The organism is Empedobacter sp. GD03865, from assembly GCF_029840775.1.
Taxonomy (GTDB): Bacteria; Bacteroidota; Bacteroidia; order Flavobacteriales; family Weeksellaceae; genus Empedobacter; species Empedobacter falsenii_B.
Window position 1 is genome coordinate 80,407 of record NZ_JAOCDF010000006.1, and the last position, 17,540, is coordinate 97,946.

General features: G+C 32.5%; 15 protein-coding genes. 5 read left to right on the forward strand and 10 right to left on the reverse strand.

Annotated features, from left to right (window positions below; genetic code table 11):
* Positions 1-60: 60 nt before the first annotated feature.
* Positions 61-945 (reverse strand): NAD kinase, encoded by an 885-nt coding sequence (locus N5D46_RS03990; RefSeq protein ID WP_280049239.1) that lies wholly within the window; start codon positions 943-945, stop codon positions 61-63.
* Entirely contained in the window at positions 945-1,601 is a 657-nt protein-coding gene (locus N5D46_RS03995; protein ID WP_114998381.1) for a CBS domain-containing protein, read from the reverse strand. Before N5D46_RS03995 ends, N5D46_RS03990 begins: the two co-directional genes overlap by 1 nt.
* Positions 1,602-1,844: 243 nt before the next feature.
* Here N5D46_RS03995 and N5D46_RS04000 point away from each other — a divergent pair, with 243 nt between their 5' ends.
* Genes N5D46_RS04000 through N5D46_RS04010 form a run of 3 tightly spaced genes read left to right on the forward strand, consistent with a single transcriptional unit; the run spans position 1,845 to position 4,666 of the window.
* Positions 1,845-2,762 carry a mevalonate kinase gene (locus N5D46_RS04000; RefSeq protein ID WP_280049240.1) on the forward strand — a complete coding sequence of 306 codons (918 nt, stop codon included), beginning with the start codon at positions 1,845-1,847 and terminating at the stop codon, positions 2,760-2,762.
* A 25-nt stretch (positions 2,763-2,787) separates the two neighbouring features.
* On the forward strand, positions 2,788-3,711 hold the full coding sequence (locus N5D46_RS04005; RefSeq protein WP_114998383.1) for a UbiA family prenyltransferase: 924 nt from the start codon (positions 2,788-2,790) through the stop codon (positions 3,709-3,711).
* 10 nt (positions 3,712-3,721) lie between these two features.
* Complete coding sequence (locus N5D46_RS04010; protein WP_038334708.1) at positions 3,722-4,666, forward strand: pseudouridine synthase; 945 nt, start codon at positions 3,722-3,724, stop codon at positions 4,664-4,666.
* A gap of 54 nt (positions 4,667-4,720) precedes the next feature.
* Here N5D46_RS04010 and N5D46_RS04015 read toward each other — a convergent pair whose 3' ends face one another.
* The 3 genes from N5D46_RS04015 to rluF form a co-directional block, all read right to left on the reverse strand.
* Entirely contained in the window at positions 4,721-5,443 is a 723-nt protein-coding gene (locus tag N5D46_RS04015) for a GLPGLI family protein (protein ID WP_280049241.1), read from the reverse strand.
* Between the two features lie 84 nt (positions 5,444-5,527).
* Positions 5,528-7,972: a prolyl oligopeptidase family serine peptidase gene (locus tag N5D46_RS04020; protein ID WP_221854112.1), complete on the reverse strand. Its 2,445-nt coding sequence runs from the start codon at positions 7,970-7,972 to the stop codon at positions 5,528-5,530.
* Positions 7,973-8,086: 114 nt separating this feature from the next.
* On the reverse strand, positions 8,087-9,001 hold the full coding sequence (gene rluF, locus N5D46_RS04025; protein ID WP_038334704.1) for a 23S rRNA pseudouridine(2604) synthase RluF: 915 nt from the start codon (positions 8,999-9,001) through the stop codon (positions 8,087-8,089).
* A gap of 110 nt (positions 9,002-9,111) precedes the next feature.
* Here rluF and N5D46_RS04030 point away from each other — a divergent pair, with 110 nt between their 5' ends.
* Together N5D46_RS04030 and N5D46_RS04035 are read left to right on the forward strand one after the other, a co-directional pair.
* Positions 9,112-9,459 (forward strand): ArsC/Spx/MgsR family protein, encoded by a 348-nt coding sequence (locus N5D46_RS04030; protein WP_038334703.1) that lies wholly within the window; start codon positions 9,112-9,114, stop codon positions 9,457-9,459.
* Positions 9,460-9,468: 9 nt separating this feature from the next.
* The gene (locus N5D46_RS04035) at positions 9,469-11,607 is read left to right on the forward strand and encodes a DPP IV N-terminal domain-containing protein (protein ID WP_280049242.1); all 2,139 of its coding nucleotides are present in this window, start codon (positions 9,469-9,471) and stop codon (positions 11,605-11,607) included.
* A gap of 91 nt (positions 11,608-11,698) precedes the next feature.
* On the opposite strand, the gene N5D46_RS04040 is transcribed toward N5D46_RS04035, so the two are convergent.
* The 5 genes from N5D46_RS04040 to N5D46_RS04060 form a co-directional block, all read right to left on the reverse strand.
* Positions 11,699-13,900 carry a M1 family metallopeptidase gene (locus N5D46_RS04040; protein ID WP_280049243.1) on the reverse strand — a complete coding sequence of 734 codons (2,202 nt, stop codon included), beginning with the start codon at positions 13,898-13,900 and terminating at the stop codon, positions 11,699-11,701.
* A gap of 267 nt (positions 13,901-14,167) precedes the next feature.
* Positions 14,168-14,779, reverse strand: a complete 612-nt coding sequence (locus N5D46_RS04045; protein ID WP_114998393.1) for a DUF4254 domain-containing protein — start codon at positions 14,777-14,779, stop codon at positions 14,168-14,170.
* 81 nt (positions 14,780-14,860) lie between these two features.
* Entirely contained in the window at positions 14,861-15,043 is a 183-nt protein-coding gene (tatA, locus tag N5D46_RS04050; RefSeq protein ID WP_038336575.1) for a twin-arginine translocase TatA/TatE family subunit, read from the reverse strand.
* Positions 15,044-15,080: 37 nt separating this feature from the next.
* A complete protein-coding gene (locus N5D46_RS04055; protein WP_280049244.1) occupies positions 15,081-16,748 on the reverse strand; it encodes a peptidoglycan DD-metalloendopeptidase family protein in 1,668 nt (555 codons plus the stop codon).
* Positions 16,748-17,536: a DUF4292 domain-containing protein gene (locus tag N5D46_RS04060; protein WP_280049245.1), complete on the reverse strand. Its 789-nt coding sequence runs from the start codon at positions 17,534-17,536 to the stop codon at positions 16,748-16,750. Before N5D46_RS04060 ends, N5D46_RS04055 begins: the two co-directional genes overlap by 1 nt.
* Positions 17,537-17,540: the final 4 nt, after the last annotated feature.

The following is a 17,540-nucleotide window of genomic DNA, read 5'->3' on the forward strand; positions in this document are numbered from 1 at the left end:
AAACAAAAGTCAATTCAACGTAACTGATTTAACAAAAATTAAGAAGTTTTATTGTAAATTTTAATTCCTTTTATCTGAACCCCAAAGCATTTTTTCTCTCAAAGTTGTGAAATAAGTCGCGTCAATAGCTTCAACGATTAAGATTTTGAAGTCAGCTTTTTGTATCGTCAATTCGACGTCAGTTGTTAAAGGAAAGTTACGAGAATCTAACGAAAGGAAATATTCATTAGCTCTACTGCGTATTTTTAAGTCAATTTTTTCGTTTTCTGACACAACTAATGGACGCACATTTAGATTATGTGGCGCAACAGGTGTAATGACAAAATTTTGATTAGACGGATGAACAATTGGTCCACCACAACTTAACGAATATCCTGTAGAACCTGTTGGCGTAGAAATAATCAAACCATCAGACCAAAAAGAATTTAAAAATTCATTGTTTAAATAAGCATCAACCGTAATCATACTCGTTGTTTCACGGCGAACTACAGTCACTTCGTTAATCGCAAAATTATTTTCAATTTCTACACCATCACTTCTTTTAACGGTTAATAAAGTTCGTGGAATAATGTTATAATCATCATTGAAAAAACTATCCATTTGCTCCAATAACACACTTTTATTAATTGTTGCTAAAAAGCCTAAACGTCCCGTATTTACACCAATAATTGGAATATTAGAATCCCTAACAATTGTAGTTGCTGATAAAATTGTTCCGTCTCCACCAAAACTGAATAAGAATTTAACCGATTTGTCTAAATCATCATGAGAAGTATAGGTTTCTACATTATCAGTATCAAAATCAGTTGTTTCTTTTAAGATTTGAAGAAAATTTTGCTCAACACAAAAAGCAATTTCGTTCTGAATTAAATAATTAATAAATGGTGGAATAATATCCGTTAAAGACGTACTTGTTTTTTGTCCAAAAAGTGCAACTTTTATCATTAGGTATTCATGTATTTTAACAATTGTGCATAACGACTTTGCAGAAGTTCTTGTTTTTCGTCGTTATAAAATTTTTGAATCACTTGATATCCATATCGCTCAAATGTTTCACCAATTGTTAACAAGTTTGATGAACTAAATTTCAGCAAAACATAAACGCTATCTTCTTTATTTCCAACAATCATCATTCCCAATATTTTTCCGTTATTCACTTCTATAATATTAGAAATCGCCGTCATCGACAAGTCTTTTTCCGCAATCGAAACTAACATCGAAACGCCTTGTGCAGCGACAAAAGGGAAATTTGCAAACGTGTTGATAATATCCGTTTCCGTAATAAAACCAACATAACGCGATTGTTCATTAATAATCGGTAAGATATTCGCCTGATTCGTATACATCATCTGAATTGCATCTAAAAGCGTACTCGATTCAGAAAGATAAAAACTCTCCAAATACGAAGTATAATCTACTTTTTCATCATCAATTGATAATTCAATCAAATCTTCTTCCGAGATATTTCCAACAAAATCCAACCCTTTAAACAAAGGTAAATGCGTCAATTTATTCTCTTGCACAACTTCTAAAAGCTGACTTGGAGAAGAATTAACTTTCCCTGGTTTTATCTCATTCGATAGATATTCGGTGATATACATGGCACAAATTTATATATTTTAATACATTAATTCTCTATTTTTAATGCTAATTCGGTTAAAATCATTGATTATTAATTGAAATTTAACCAATTTATTCTAAATTATTTAGTCAAAATATATTCCAAAAACTACTATTAATCAAAAAATAATGTGATTTACAATTTTTTAAAACAAAACTCTTCCTCAAATTAAAAAAAGAATGGCTTAAATTTTGTAACTTTGCAGTACCAATTTTAGCATTGAATGAAGAACCCATTATTTTATGCCAAAATCTTACTTTTTGGCGAATATGGAATTATTGAAAACTCGAAAGGATTAACAATTCCTTATAATTTTTACCAAGGTGCATTAAAATTTGAGCCTTCTGAAATTGCAGAAGAGTCAAATGCTCACTTGAAAAATTATGCGAAATTTTTAGAAGAGAATTTTGCAGATACTTTTGATACAAAATCTTTTTCGGAAGATGTTGCAAACGGAATGTACTTCGATTCTAACATTCCTCAAGGATATGGTGTAGGTAGTTCTGGCGCTTTGGTTGCAGCTATTTATGACAAATATGCCTTGAATAAAATTGATATCAATCAAAATCTAAACAAAGAAAAAATTAGCAAATTAAAAGCTCTTTTCGGAAATTTAGAATCTCATTTTCATGGAAAAAGTTCTGGAATTGATCCTTTGATTTGTTACATGAATATTCCTTTATTAATTCAATCAAAAGATGATATCTCGACAATTGGTTTACCTTCTGCAAACGTAGACGGAAAAGGAGCTGTTTTCTTAATCAATTCGGGTACACCAGGAGAAACGGCGCCAATGATTCATATTTTCTTCGAAAAAATGAAAAAAGAGGGTTTTCGTAAAACATTGAAAGAAGAATTTATTAAATACAACAACGCATGTATCGAAAACTTTGTGAAAGGTGAATACAATCCACTTTTTTCAAATCTTCAAAAATTGTCAGCTTGGGGTTATGAGCATTTCAGACCAATGATTCCTCAAAAACTGGTGAATGCATGGAAAACTGGAATTGATACAGATACGTATTACCTAAAACTTTGTGGTTCTGGCGGAGGCGGTTATGTTCTTGGTTTTACACAAGATTATGACAAAGCGAAAAGCTACTTAAAAGACTTCCAGACCGAAGTTATTTACAAATTCTAAAAAATAATTTATAAAAATATAATCAATGAACGTTCAGAAAATAATCTTAAAAGTTTTTGCATTATTTTCTGTTGTTCGTGGCTATAATTTAATTGTGTTAATATTGGCACAATACCTTGCTGCACTTTTTATTTTTGCGCCAGAAGTTGGTCATCGTCAATTGTTGACAAATCCAAAGTTGGACGGGCTTATTCTTTGTTCGATACTTTGTGTGGCCGCGGGATATATCATCAATAATTTTTACGATTTAGAAAAAGACGAACTCAAACGTCCTTTACAAGTTTATCTTCAGAAACAAGTTTCGCAAGGTTTCAAACTAACTGTTTACATTGTTCTGAATGCTTTAGCATTGATTATTGCAGCCTTAATTTCGTGGAAGGTTTTCATTTTCTTTTTGATTTATCAATTTCTAGTTTGGTTTTATAGCCACAAAATCAATCGATTTGCATTGATCAAAAACTTTTATTTGGTTATTATTCGTGTCATGCCATTTTTCGCCTTATTGGTTTATTTTGATCATTTCACGTTCAATTTGGCTTTACATGCTACTTTTTTGAGTATTTTATTATTGATTACTGATATTGTAAAAGATTTGAGTTCTCAAAAAGCAGATTTGATTTATAATTATGATTCAATTCCAATCAAATATGGAATAGATTTTACAAAAGTTTTGATTTCATGTTTAATTATTACAGAATTAATCATTGGAATTATTATCATTATGAAAAATGATGTTGGCGCGATGAAGTACTTTTTTATTGCTGCGAATATCGCTTTCACAGTGATTTTATTTATCATTTGGAGAATAAAATCGACACAAGCATATAAGATTTTACATTATTTTTTTAAGGGAATGATTGTTGCGGGTGTATTTAGTATCGTATTAATCGAAATAAATCCCTTAACTTTGCAAACTATTGCGCAAAATTTTAATCAGCGCATAAATTAATCAAATTCAGATGAATAACAGACGAAATCAATCCAACGACAGAAATTCCCAAGGCGGGAACAATCGTGGAAAAGGTGGAGCAAGAGGAAATTCTTCTTCTAAACCATCTTCAGGGAAAGGAAAACCAACTTTTGGTGGAAAACCATCAGAAGAAGGAAAGAAAAGTTTTGGACCAAAGAAACCGTTTAACAAACCAGGTGAAAAACCATTTGTTAAAAGACTGAAAAAAGCACCAGTTGATGACGGGACTATTCGTTTAAATAAATATGTAGCGAATGCAGGGATTGCATCCAGAAGAGAGGCTGACGAGTTGATCAAAACTGGAATCGTTACAGTGAATGGTCAAGTGATTACTGAAATGGGTTATAAAGTACAACCCGATGATGAAGTTCGTTTCGATGGTCGTAAAATCTCTTCAGAGAAAAATGTATATTTTGTGTTGAATAAACCAAAAGGTTTTATTTCAACATCAAATGATGAAAAAGGACGTAAAACTGTGATGGACTTAATGTCTACAGCAACTACAGCGAGAATTTTCCCAGTAGGACGCTTGGATAGACAAACAACAGGAGTTTTATTGTTTACAAATGATGGTTATTTAACTAAGAAATTAACACATCCAAGTCATGATATCAAAAAAATATATCACGTTACATTGGACAAAAAGTTAACAGCAAATGATTTGGCTGACATCAAAAAAGGTGTTCGTTTAATTCCTGAAGGAATTGCAGTTGTTGACGAAATTTCTTTTATTGAAGGTAGACCGAAAAATGAAGTTGGTGTAGAATTACATATTGGTTGGAACCGCGTTGTACGTCGTATTTTCGAAACAAAAGGATACGAAGTAGAAGCGTTAGACCGCGTTTCTTTTGCAGGACTTACAAAGAAAACTTTACAAAGAGGTGATTTTAGAAGATTAACGGAATTAGAAGTTAACTTCTTGAAAATGTTATAATACCTCAGCTATAAAATTTAAAAACCACTTCTAAAGAAGTGGTTTTTTTATGTTTTAATCTTTCGAAACCTTGTTATTATAAGCTTCCATCATCTTTTTATTTGCTTCTTTCACAAAATCATCTTTCTCAATTTGTGTCATTTTCTGACCTTTTGATGGAATTTTAATCACTTCGTTTTTAGATGCTTCTTTTATATTAATTGCTCTGAAAATCGTTTCATAACTTTCGTCTTTCATTGTTGTTACAGCTTTCAATTCTAAAATTAAACCTGGTAACCCATTGAAAAATATTGGTCCTCCTTTTGGTTGTAAAGTTGGCGCAAACCAAACTTCTATCTTAGAATCTTTGTATTCGGTTATTGCTTTTTTTACTTTAATTCCCAAAATTTCTTTTGATTCTCTACTAATTGTCCAAGTGTATTTAGGCAAATTATCTATTATTAAAATATTCTTGTTCACATAATTTCCTTCAATTTTATATTGTAGAGTTTTATAATCTATGTAAATATTATTATCAATTGTACTCATCGACATAGATGATTGATTTTGACTATTATCAATTCTTACAATTTCAGAAAAAAACGACTGATTTTCATTAAAAAGTAATTGATAGTATTTTGGTGTAGAATTGTTTTTATCTAATTCTGCCTTAAAAACAGGATCTTTTTCGTCAAAAAACATTTTATCATAGGTTTCATATTCTACTTTCCACAAATTTTGAGCAAATAGAAATGGAGAAAAAATCATTAGAAAGAAGAGTAAAGCTTTTAATTTCATAGTTGATTAATTATGAACTAAATATAATAATTATTTACAATAAAAAAGCGATTCAAAATTGAATCGCTTTTCTTATATTGAGAATTATTTCTTTTCAGAATTTTTTCCTTTGTTTTTCACATATTTCTCTAACCATTGATCTTGTTCCCACAACATGTGAAGAATATTTTCTCTGGCTGCATATCCGTGAGATTCTTTTGGTAATAAAACCAAACGAGTTGTCGCTCCCAAACCTTTCAATGCATTGAAATAGCGCTCAGATTGCATCGGGAAAGTTCCTGTATTATTATCTGCTTCACCATGAATTAACAACAATGGTGTTTTCATTTTATCTGCATTTTGGAAAGGCGCCATTGTGTTGTAAACATCTGGAGCTTCCCAATAATTACGTTGTTCAGATTGAAATCCAAAAGGCGTCAATGTACGGTTATAAGCACCTGAACGTGCGATACCTGCCGCAAATAAATTAGAATGCGTTAATAAATTTGCTGTCATAAATGCGCCATAAGAATGTCCACCAACCGCAACTCTTTCACGATCGATAAAACCTAATTTATCCACCGCATCAATCGCAGCTTTTGCATTGGCAACCAATTGAGGAACGAACGTATCATTTGGCTCCTCTTTTCCTTCTCCAATAATTGGAAAAGCCGCATCATCTAAGACCGCATATCCTCTCAATGCCCAATAAATAGGACCTCCGTAAGAAGGAGAAGTAAATTTATTTTCAGAAGTTGTTACCTGACCAGCCGTAGATGCATCTTTGAACTCGCGAGGATAAGCCCACATTAACATTGGCAACTTTTCCTTTTTCGTTTTATCGTAATTTGGCGGCAAATATAAAGTTCCTGATAATTCTACACCATCAGCACGTTTGTACGTAATTAATTCTTTCGAAATTTTGTTCATTGCCTCAAAAGGATTTTTTGTAAACGTTACTTGTTTTGGCTTTCCTCCTTTCTGAAAAATATTACGAACATATAAATTTGGATAATCTGTTTTCGATTGAATCTGTTCTAAAATGATCCCTTTCTTCGGATCGATAACTCTAGCAATCGCTTCTAGTTTATCTGATTTCTGTGCTCTCCATAAACGAGAAGTTTTTTGCGTTTTGATATCAAAATCATCTACAAAAGGTAAGATTCCTTCCGCAGAAACTCCTTCTCCAACTAACATCAATTTTCCTTTGTTAATTGCTAAAACATTGTAACCATAATCATTCATTTCAGTTACAAAACTTCCAGGATTATTGTAAGCATCTTGCGAGTTTCTACTAAAAAAGCGTATCGGTTCTTGATTTGGATTTGACGGATTGAACAAATAACTACTTTCGTTACGTGTATTATACCAAGCATCTCTCACAATCGCAACCTCATCATTCCCCCAAGTCACTCCTCTATAGCGATCTTTTACTTTTACCAACAACTCTTTATTCGCTGTAAATGGCGCCGTTACTTGATAAAGCGCATCGCGATATTCCGCAGGCTTGTTTGCATCACCACCATCTAAAGCCTCAACCCAATATAAAGTATTTGGTTTATCTGCTCTCCAATTCAAACCTCTTTTTCCCATAATCGTAGAAGAAAATCCTTTCGGAACAACTTCTTGTAACTCTTTATGATCAACTTCTTTTATTAATTTTCCGTTGATATCATACACAATATTGGTTGAAGGAAAACTATTGTACGTTACTAAATATGAAAAAGGTTTTTTGATTTCGTTCACCAAAACATATTGTCCATCTGGAGAAGTCGAAATATCTGTGTACATCGCAGCGTCTTTCCATTTCGATTTTGCACCTGTTTCGATATTTACTTTTACTAATTCAGAAATTGCTAATTGTTCGAAGTTAAACTCATCATTTTTATTTTGTAATAAATCTTGATAGGTTCTGTTTTGCGCTTCTTTTCCGTCAGCAACAGAAACTGTAGGTCCAGTTGCAATCGCATCTTTCGTGTCAATCAAAGCTTTTTTAGAAGCTGGAATTACATTCACAATTAATTCTGTATCTGAAATCCAATTGAAAGGACGACCTAAGTTTGCGTTTAATTTATCTTCATAAACTTTTGTTGCAGCTTGTGTTTTTACATCAACAATCCATAGTTCTACACCTTTATTTGTTGTATTTGTAACGGCAAATTTCGATTGAGAAGTGTTCCAAGATTGATTAGAAAAACGACCTTTTGCAGGTAAACCAGCAATCGTTTTTTCTTTTGAAGTTTTTAAATCAAAATAAGTAATTTTCTCGCTGAATGTTTCACGTGAATTAATATTTGTAACTGGATTAATTCGTAATCCTGCTAAACGTAATTCCGTTTCTGACAATTCATTAATCGTTTTATAACGACTTCTATAAGACAAAAATGCATTCTCCGCTTTACGATCTGTACTAATTGACGGCGGCATATCTGCATCTGCCAATTGTAAAATTTCTTGCGGAGGCAATTGATAAGTAACATTTTCTTGTGCTTTTACCGATGCACCAAAAGTCATCGCTATAAAAAGCAACGAATAAACAATTTTCTTCATGTGTTTTTAAGATTTTACTTTATAAAGATATTGAATCTTTGGTAAAATGACATGATAGAAGTTAGTTTTGACTAAAATGTATAAAAAAAGACGAAAAATATTCGTCTTTTGATTTTATCTTCTTTTACCAAATTTACCTCCTTTCGTATTTGTAGGTGGTTTACTTTTTCCTACTCTGGCTTGAGTTGTTGATTTTTTTACTGGCTTTTTAATTGATTTTCCTTTCGAATCTTTAAAATCTGGAGAAATTTCTTTTGTTTTTTTCGCTGATGATTTTTTTGATTTTGAAGCTGGTTTCTTTTCTTCGTGTTTTTCCGAATCTTTCGTCAAGCGATTGATTTCTGCTAATTCTTCTGCCGTTAAATCTCGATGTTGACCAATTCCTACATTCAACGTTAAATTCATAATCCGAACACGTTCTAATTTTTTTACACCATATCCAAAATATTCGCACATACGGCGAATCTGTCTATTCAAACCTTGGATTAATGTAATTTTGAAAACATTTGTACTTATTTTTTCGATCTTACATTTCTTCGTAACCTGATTAAGAATCGGAACACCTTTCGACATTCGTTCGCAAAATTCATCCGTAATTGGTTTATCAACGGTTACAATGTATTCTTTTTCGTGATTATTTCCAGCACGTAAAATCTTATTCACAATATCACCATCGCTTGTCAATAAAATCAATCCTTGCGAATCTTTATCTAAACGACCAATCGGAAAAATTCGTTCTCCAAACGAAAGAAAATCGATAATATTATCTGGATCTGTAGGATCTGTTGTACACGTAACGCCCACAGGTTTATTCAGCATAATATAAACCGCATGCTCCTTTTCGCGCGGTTCTATTTCGACACCTTTTACAGTCACCACATCATTTGGTCCTACAAATTGCCCAATTTTAGCAACTCGTCCATTAATTTGTACCAAACGATTTTCGATGTATTGATCTGCTTCACGACGCGAACAAAAACCACTATCGCTAATATATTTGTTTAAACGCAAAAAATTAGTTTCTTCCATACTTGCAAAGATAGTTTTTTATCGATTTGAAATATATTTTGACAAAATTCTTTATCATTCTGCAAAACGATGAAACTTATTTATCTTTACAAAACCAAAGATTTTGAGAAATGAAAAAAATATTTTTTTTGAAAACTTGCGATACGTGCAAACGTATTATGAAAGAGTTTGATTTTACAGGTTTTGATTTGCATGAAATAAAATCGACTGCGATAACAGCAGAAGAATTAGAAGAAATGAAGAATTTAGCTGGCAACTACGAAGCTCTATTTTCACGTCGTGCACAGAATTACAAAAAATTAGGATTGAAAGATCAACAGCTTTCTGAAGATGATATCAAAAATTATATTTTATCAGATTATACTTTCCTAAAACGTCCTGTCGTGGTAGATGGAGACAAAATTTTTATTGGGAATGAAAAGAAAAACTTAGAAGCACTTGGGCAATATTTGAAATAGAAATCACACATGAAAAAAACAATTTTATTGAGTACACTTTTGATGAGCGCGAGTTTACTTGCTCAGAAAAAGAACATCACAATGGAGGACGCTGTACTTGGATTATCGACGAATTTACGTATCGAAAATCTAAATCAAGTTCAATGGATTCCGAATCAAAATGCGTACACGCAAAATGTAAAAACGTCTTATGGAGAAGCTTTAATCAAGAAAGAAGTTCCTTCTCTTAAAACGGATACAATTTTTAGAAGTTCTCAATTTGAGAATAAAAGAATACCTTCTTTGAATTGGATCAATGATAAGCAAGCTTATTATTCGACAAAAACAGGTTATAAAACAATTACAACTGCTGGTCAACAAAATGATTGGTTGAAATTACCTGATAATGCAGAAAATGAAGAATTTGATGCAACAAATAATCAAGTTGGATATGTGGTTGATAACAATTTATTTTTTGTTGATAAAACTGGAAAAACGCATCAAATTACCAAAGACGGAAAATATGAAATTGTGAATGGAAAATCGGTTCATCAAAATGAATTCGGTATTCACAAAGGAATTTTTATTTCGCCAAAAGGAAATTTAGTTGCATTTTATAGAATGGATCAAACAGTAGTTACAGATTATCCAATTATTGATTGGTCTGTGCAACCTGCGGTAAATAAGAACATCAAATATCCTTTTGCTGGAACAAAAAATCATACGGTTACGTTAGGTGTTTATAATCCATCCACTCAAAAAACGATTTTCTTAGAAACTCATCCAGAAGTTGATCATTATTTAACTTCGGTTACGTGGTCGCCAGACGAAAAACATATTTATATCGCGTTACTTTCTCGTAATCAAAAACATTTGGAATTGAATCAATATGACGCTGTTTCAGGGAAATTGATTAAAACATTATTCAAAGAAGATGATGCAAAATATGTAGAACCTCAAAATGAATTACATTTTATTCCAGGAAAAAATAATGAATTTGTTTGGTGGTCGCAACGCGATGGTTTTATGCATTTGTATCGTTTCAATACAGATGGAAAATTATTAAACCAAATTACAAAAGGAGATTGGATTGTAACGGATCTTGTTGGTGAAAATGCGAAGAAAAAAGAATTCTTAATTATGACAACAAAAGATTCTCCGAAAGATCGTCATTTATATGCGGTGAATTGGGAGAATGGAAAATTGCGTAAAATAACAACAGATGCAGGAACGCACAATGTTTCGGTTTCATCAAACGGAGAATATGCAATTGATAATTGGAGTAATGATAACACACCTCGTAAAATTGATGTGTTAGATGCGAATGGAAAATTCAAACAAAATATCTTAACTGCTCAAAATCCTTTGGCAAATTACAACACAGCGAAAGTTGAAAATGTAACATTAAAAGCAGATGATGGAACAGATTTGTATGGAAAATTAATCTATCCAACAAACTTTGATTCTTCGAAAAAATATCCCGTTATCGTTTATTTATACAATGGTCCTCACGCGCAATTAATCACAAATCGTTTTCCTGCAACAGGAAATCTTTGGTACGATCATTTAGCGGAAAAAGGTTATGTTGTATTTACAATGGACGGACGCGGATCGGCGAATAGAGGTCTTAAATTTGAACAAGCGATTCACGGAAATGTAGCAACTACAGAAATGAATGACCAAATGAAAGGTGTTGATTTCTTGAAAACTTTGCCTTTCGTAGATGCGGAACGCATGGGAATTCATGGTTGGTCTTATGGTGGATTTATGACTACTTCTTTTATGTTACGTAAGCCTGATGTTTTCAAAGTTGGTGTTGCTGGTGGACCAGTTTTAGATTGGACACAATACGAAATTATGTACACAGAACGTTACATGGAATCGCCACAAGATAATCCTGAAGGTTTCAAAAACACGAATTTAATTAACCGTGTAAAAGACTTAAAAGGTAAATTATTGATGATTCACGGAGCGCAAGATAATGTGGTTGTTTGGCAACATTCGATTGATTTTATTCGCGAAGCAGTGAAAAATGGTATGCAAATGGATTATTTTGTTTATCCTGGACATGAGCATAATGTTCGTGGAAAAGATCGCGTTCATTTGATGCAAAAAATTACAGATTACTTCGATTTATATCTTAAACCAGAAGGTACATCTCAAAAATAATAGTCAACAAAAAACCACTTCTTATGAAGTGGTTTTTTATATTTTATGATGTGATGCTAAAACGGGTTCAGTATGAAAATTTAGAACAAATTTACTTCTTTGTAAACTCAAACTTTTGTCCAGCTTCTTCTACAGAAAATGTCTTTTTATCTTTTGCAAAAGTCAACTCCAAACCGCCTTGTTCATTCACAAATTTACCATCACCTTGATAATCTAATGGAATAGTTTGTCCACCAAAAACTAAATTCAATTTATCGTTTTCAGCTTTCAACACAAATTCTGAATTAATTTGTTTATTCGTAAATGTACCTTCGTATTCTTTTGGATTAATCTTTTCAACAGGTTTTACATCCGCCATATTGAATGTATTATTCTTCAAATCAATATCTGGTAAAGCTCCATTTGGATCCAATTTAATCATCGAAACTTCTTTTGTTGAAGGCACTTTGAATGTCCATTCTGTATTACGTTTCCAAACTTCAATCGGTAATTTAACTTCTTGAGAAGTCCCATCTTTAAAGTTCACTTGAACAGTAGTTGGCATTGGTAATTGTCCAAAATTTTCAACTTTCAAAATCAAGCCTTTTTTGTAATCTCCATCTACATATTTTGCACTGTTAATTCCTTGATCAATTGTCCATTTATTCAAAAACCAACCTCTCCAAAACCAAGATAATTCTTCTCCTGAAACATTTTCCATCGTGCGGAAAAAATCTTCTGGCGTTGGATGTTTATATGCCCAATATTTGATGTATTGACGCAATGCTTTATCGAATTTTTCTTCACCCAAAATTGTTTCACGCAAAACTTTCATTCCTGCACCTGGCTTATAATACAACAATGCACCGATATTTCTTTCGCGCATATTATCTGGTTGAGTCGTTACAGGCTCAAGATTATCGCTGAATAAATAACCCGCCATTCGTTGTGCAGATTGCTTTTTGTAATATTCGCCATTGTTGAAATTCTTCGTCGAAATATCATTGATAAACGTATTAAAACCTTCGTCCATCCAACCATGAACACGCTCATTAGAACCAACAATCATCGGGAACCAAATATGTCCAAATTCGTGATCTGTAACACCCCAAAGTCCTTCACCTTTCGAAGTCATATGACAAAAAACAATCCCAGGATATTCCATTCCACCCTCATTTCCTGCCACATTTGTCGCCGCTGGATAAGGATACTCTAACCATTGTTTCGAGTAATGCTCAATAGAAGCTTTTGTATATTCTGTCGATCTTCCCCAAGCATCATTTCCGTCACTTTCTACTGGATAAGCCGAAATTGCCAACGATTTTTGACCACTTGGAAGATTAATTTTTGCTGCATCTAAGATGAACGAAGATGATGAAGCCCAAGCAAAATCACGTGTATTCTGAATTTTAAATTTCCACGTTTTTGTTCCTTTTGCAACTTTTGTCGCTTTGTTTACCTCATCAGCAGAACGAATAATAATGGTTTTATCACTCGCTTTTGCTTTGTTCCAACGATTCACTTCTTCTTTCGAGTAAACTTCGTTTTCATTCAATAATTCTCCCGAACCAACCACATAATGCGTAGACGGAACCGTAATACTTGCTGTTACATCTCCATATTCCAGATAAAATTCTCCTGGACCTAGATAAGGCAAAGTATTCCATCCCATGATGTCATCATAAACCGCCATGCGAGGAAACCATTGCGCCATCGTAAAAATCTTTCCATTTTTAGTTGGCTCTACTCCCATTCTATCGGCTCCATAATCTGGCGAAACAAATGAATATTCGATTTTTATTTTTGTTTTTCCTCCACGAGCTTTCAAATGATTAATCAAATCAATTTGCATGCGTGTATCCGAAACAGTGTATTTCGCTTCTTTTCCGTCGATTTGAACAGATTTAATTTTATAACCTCCTTCAAATTCAGAAGTTGAATCGCCATAACGGCTTCCAGAAATCGGTAATAAAGCACTTCCACGAGATTCTTTTTTGAATAAATTTTGATCCAATTGTAACCACAAAAAGTCTAAATCATCAAAACTATTGTTGGTATATGTAATTTCAGTTGTTCCCGAAATTTCATTCTTTTCTTCATTCAAACTAACATTCAGATTATAATCTGCACGATTTTGCCAATAATTATGACCTGGTTTTCCACTCGCCGAACGAGTTTCTGTTGCATTATTCTGATAAAAAAATGGTTTGAAAGCTTCTTGATAATCGTATTTTGGTTTTTCTTGTTGACCAAAAACCGAAATCGAGAATAAACTTATTCCTAAAAGTAAGGGTTTGAAATAATTTTTCTTCATGTGTGAAATTTTACAGTAATTATAAAATTACCTCATATTTTTCAATACGAGGTAATTTCAACTTTATAATTATTCTAAAATTTTAGTTTGAAGCTTTTTAAATTCTTCTGGTGTTAATTTTTAGGTTGATTATAAGGTAAAGCAAGTAATAAATTTCAGTTTTTTCATTCTAATATTTTGATTAGATGAAATTAACATATTTGTACGCAATAAAAAAACTCATCCAAAAAAGATGAGTTTTCTATATTTTATTAATTTTTCTGAAAATTATTTCTTGTTTGCATAAAGAACTGGATTCAAATCCTCGTCATTATACATTTTCATTTGTTTATACACTTTCATGTATTTTTTACCTGCTTCAAAATCAGCCAACAATTCTTCAATCGCTGTTGATAAATCTTGATGTTGTTGATTCAAAACATCTAATTTCACTTGACAAGCTGCTTTATGCTCCGGTGTTGCATCCTCACGTTCTACCTCTTGTTTCATGTGATAAACCTTAAGCGATAAAATAGAAAAACGGTCTACAGCCCACGCAGGAGATTCTGTATTGTAAGTTGCATCTGCTTTTACTTCTACATTCGCATATTGTTGTAAAAACCAGCTATCCACATATTCTACCATATCTGTACGTTCTTGGTTTGATTTATCAATCCAACGTTTTAAGCTTAATGCTTCTACTGGATCAATTTGTGGATCACGAATAATATCTTCTAAATGCCATTGAACTGTATCAATCCAATTTTTTTTGTACAATAAATGAGCGATTAAATCTTCTTCGCTATATGGATTTTCGATTTGACGATTTACATCATCATATTTGTGATAATCATTGATACTTTGATTAAAAATAGACCAAGCTTTATCTGTGAATTTCATGTTTTGTTTTAGTTTATAAAATAAAAGCATTGTAATTGTATACGCAACTACAATGCTCTATTATCTAATTAAAAATATATTTTAATTTTCTTTTTTGTCAGAAGTACTTTCAGTAGCTTCTGATTTGTTATCATCTTTTGTTGCTTTCTTGAATTCGTTTAATCCAGAACCTAATCCTTTCATTAATTCAGGAATTTTCTTTCCTCCGAATAATAATAACACAACAAGTACGATTACGATCCATTCTTTACCTCCTAATCCCATACTGAATTGATTTTAATGCAAATATATAATTAATTTATTACATTCCCGCTACCCAAGAAGCAGGATTTTGTTTTGTTGTTCCGCTCCAAACTTGGAAATTCATGATTGTTTCTCCATCTCCACTTGTATAGATAATTCCTAAAGACTGACCACGTTTTACATCATCACCTTTCGAAACACTTACACTTGATAAGTTTGTATAAACTGAATAATACGAACCATGTCTTACCAATACAGACTTACCATTTCCAGATACACTCATTACAGCTTGAACAGTTCCTTCGTAAACAGCACGTGCATGTGCTCCACGATAAGTTGAAATATCAACACCACTATTTTGCGTTGTAATATTAGATAAAACTGGGTGAGAATTAGCTCCAAATCTACTTACAACCGTTCCTTTATCAACAGGCCAAGGTAGACGACCTTTGTTTGATGAGAATTCTCCCGAAATACCTTCAGAATCTGGACGTTCTGCAAAAGTCTCAGCCGGTTTTACTGCATCTACTTTTACAACACGTTCTTTTTCTGGCACTTTTACAACAACTTTCTGCTCAGCTTCTATCTTCGCTTTACGCTCAGCTTCAGCTTTAGCTGCTGCAATTTTACGAGCATCTTCTTCTTTTTGAGCTTTTAGACGAGCATCTTCTTCTGCTTTACGTTGTGCAATGATGCGTTGACGTTCTGCTTCAGCTTCGCGTTCTAATTGTTCAAATTTAGCAACTTCTGTTTTTGCTGTAGATACGAAACTTCCTGTTGGATGATGATTTAAATAAGATTGATAAGCTTGTTTTGTATGCGCTGAACGTGCAATATTCCATGCTTTGGCATCATTCTCAATTCTTAAAATTGCTGTACGAGCAGATTTCGCATAATCTCCTTTCGGATTATCACGTAAATATTCGTTATAAGAAGCAATAGAGTTTCCTCGTTTTGCTTCATTCCAATCTTTTAAATCTTTTTCTGCACGAATCTTTGCTTGTCGAATCTCTTCTTCAATAATTGCTTTAATCTGTGCATCAATTTGACGTTGTTGTGCTTCTTTTGCATTAATTTCAGCAGCAATAACACCTTCGTTTTTACGGAATTCTTCGACCGCTTTCTCTTTTGTTAATCGTTCTTTTTCAAGATTTTGACTAAACAAAGTTTGCTGAGAAAGTACTTTTTCTTTTTCGTCTTTCGCTTTTTCTTTTTTTGCTTTTTTCGTCTGAATATCAGTTTGTTTACCGATAATTTCATTTGCTTGTCCTAATTGAAAAGCCGAATATTTTTCTAAATATTTGATACGACGATATGCTTCTCCCAAACTTTTAGAAGAAAGCACAAAAAGTAATTTATTTTCAACAGATTTGTTCTTATATGCTCGAACCAAAACCTGTTTGTAGTCTTTTTTTAGCTCAACCAACTCGCGCGAAAGTTTATTAATCTCTAATTGAGTTAAATAAATTTCGTCCTCGATAAAGCGTTTTTCTTTCGATAAGTTGTTAACTAATTTTGTTTGTACCTGAATTTTTTTCGTCAAATTCTGCACAAAATCAACATTTAACTTCGAATTTTGCTTATTAACCTCGAGTTGTTTGTTTAAGTTTATAATCTCTTTTTTAAGCTGAGCATTCTGTTTTTGTAAGTTCGCTTTATTGTACGGAACCTGCGCAAACACTGATAATGACAACGTTAAAAGTACAGTTGATAAAACAAACTTCATTATTTTATTTCTTTTTTCTTATACCCATCTGGAATTGAGAACGGTGTGTTCGTTTCCTGAAACGTAAAACTATTATATTCCAAGTCTATTTGACGCGTTTTTTTCTCTTTTATAATAATTTTAACATTTTTCGGAAATTCCTCTGCTCCAGCTTTTACCCAATTGTCGTAAGCCAAATCAACTTCCATTTTTCGTTTTGGATCTTTCAGATGTGCTTCTTTCAATCGGAAACCATTATCAAAAACATATGTTTGTATATATTCGCCTTCTTTTGGAGAAGTTGCAATCGCTTGATTTTTATTATATGTAATCGTATATTGATTATTCGCAAAAGTCGCTGTATAATCTGTAGGATTTAGATCAACGAAAACTTTTCCTAACATCAAATTTTGTAATTTTTGATAATCGATAAAATCAACTTTCAATAATTTATTTGCGATAGAAAAATCTCCTTCATAATATGTTCCACCGATTTTTTCGAAAGCCGAAAAACCATCAGGCGTAATCAATGCGCGTGCACCTGTAAGTCCAAATTTCGTAGCATTAACCCATATCTTTTGCCCATTTTTTACAGCAATTGTAGCATTTGCATCTCCCAAATCTGCTGAAACTTTTGCCTTAATCGTCAAATCTTTGAATGATGATTTTTTTGATAAGGTTTGTTGAATAATTTTTGAAGAAGCCGAAACAACTTCTGTATTATCTTTATCTACTTTTGCTACTTTCTGAGTGTTACAAGCTGTTGCAAGAACTCCTAAACAAAAGATATACGTTAATTTTTTAATCATAATT

Excerpts from the sequence above, each read along its gene's own strand:
- N5D46_RS03990 (WP_280049239.1), bottom strand. The coding sequence starts at position 945 with ATGATAAAAGTTGCACTTTTTGGACAAAAAACAAGTACGTCTTTAACG.
- N5D46_RS03995 (WP_114998381.1), bottom strand. The coding sequence starts at position 1,601 with ATGTATATCACCGAATATCTATCGAATGAGATAAAACCAGGGAAAGTT.
- N5D46_RS04000 (WP_280049240.1), top strand. The coding sequence starts at position 1,845 with ATGAAGAACCCATTATTTTATGCCAAAATCTTACTTTTTGGCGAATAT.
- N5D46_RS04005 (WP_114998383.1), top strand. The coding sequence starts at position 2,788 with ATGAACGTTCAGAAAATAATCTTAAAAGTTTTTGCATTATTTTCTGTT.
- N5D46_RS04010 (WP_038334708.1), top strand. The coding sequence starts at position 3,722 with ATGAATAACAGACGAAATCAATCCAACGACAGAAATTCCCAAGGCGGG.
- N5D46_RS04015 (WP_280049241.1), bottom strand. The coding sequence starts at position 5,443 with ATGAAATTAAAAGCTTTACTCTTCTTTCTAATGATTTTTTCTCCATTT.
- N5D46_RS04020 (WP_221854112.1), bottom strand. The coding sequence starts at position 7,972 with ATGAAGAAAATTGTTTATTCGTTGCTTTTTATAGCGATGACTTTTGGT.
- rluF (WP_038334704.1), bottom strand. The coding sequence starts at position 9,001 with ATGGAAGAAACTAATTTTTTGCGTTTAAACAAATATATTAGCGATAGT.
- N5D46_RS04030 (WP_038334703.1), top strand. The coding sequence starts at position 9,112 with ATGAAAAAAATATTTTTTTTGAAAACTTGCGATACGTGCAAACGTATT.
- N5D46_RS04035 (WP_280049242.1), top strand. The coding sequence starts at position 9,469 with ATGAAAAAAACAATTTTATTGAGTACACTTTTGATGAGCGCGAGTTTA.
- N5D46_RS04040 (WP_280049243.1), bottom strand. The coding sequence starts at position 13,900 with ATGAAGAAAAATTATTTCAAACCCTTACTTTTAGGAATAAGTTTATTC.
- N5D46_RS04045 (WP_114998393.1), bottom strand. The coding sequence starts at position 14,779 with ATGAAATTCACAGATAAAGCTTGGTCTATTTTTAATCAAAGTATCAAT.
- tatA (WP_038336575.1), bottom strand. The coding sequence starts at position 15,043 with ATGGGATTAGGAGGTAAAGAATGGATCGTAATCGTACTTGTTGTGTTA.
- N5D46_RS04055 (WP_280049244.1), bottom strand. The coding sequence starts at position 16,748 with ATGAAGTTTGTTTTATCAACTGTACTTTTAACGTTGTCATTATCAGTG.
- N5D46_RS04060 (WP_280049245.1), bottom strand. The coding sequence starts at position 17,536 with ATGATTAAAAAATTAACGTATATCTTTTGTTTAGGAGTTCTTGCAACA.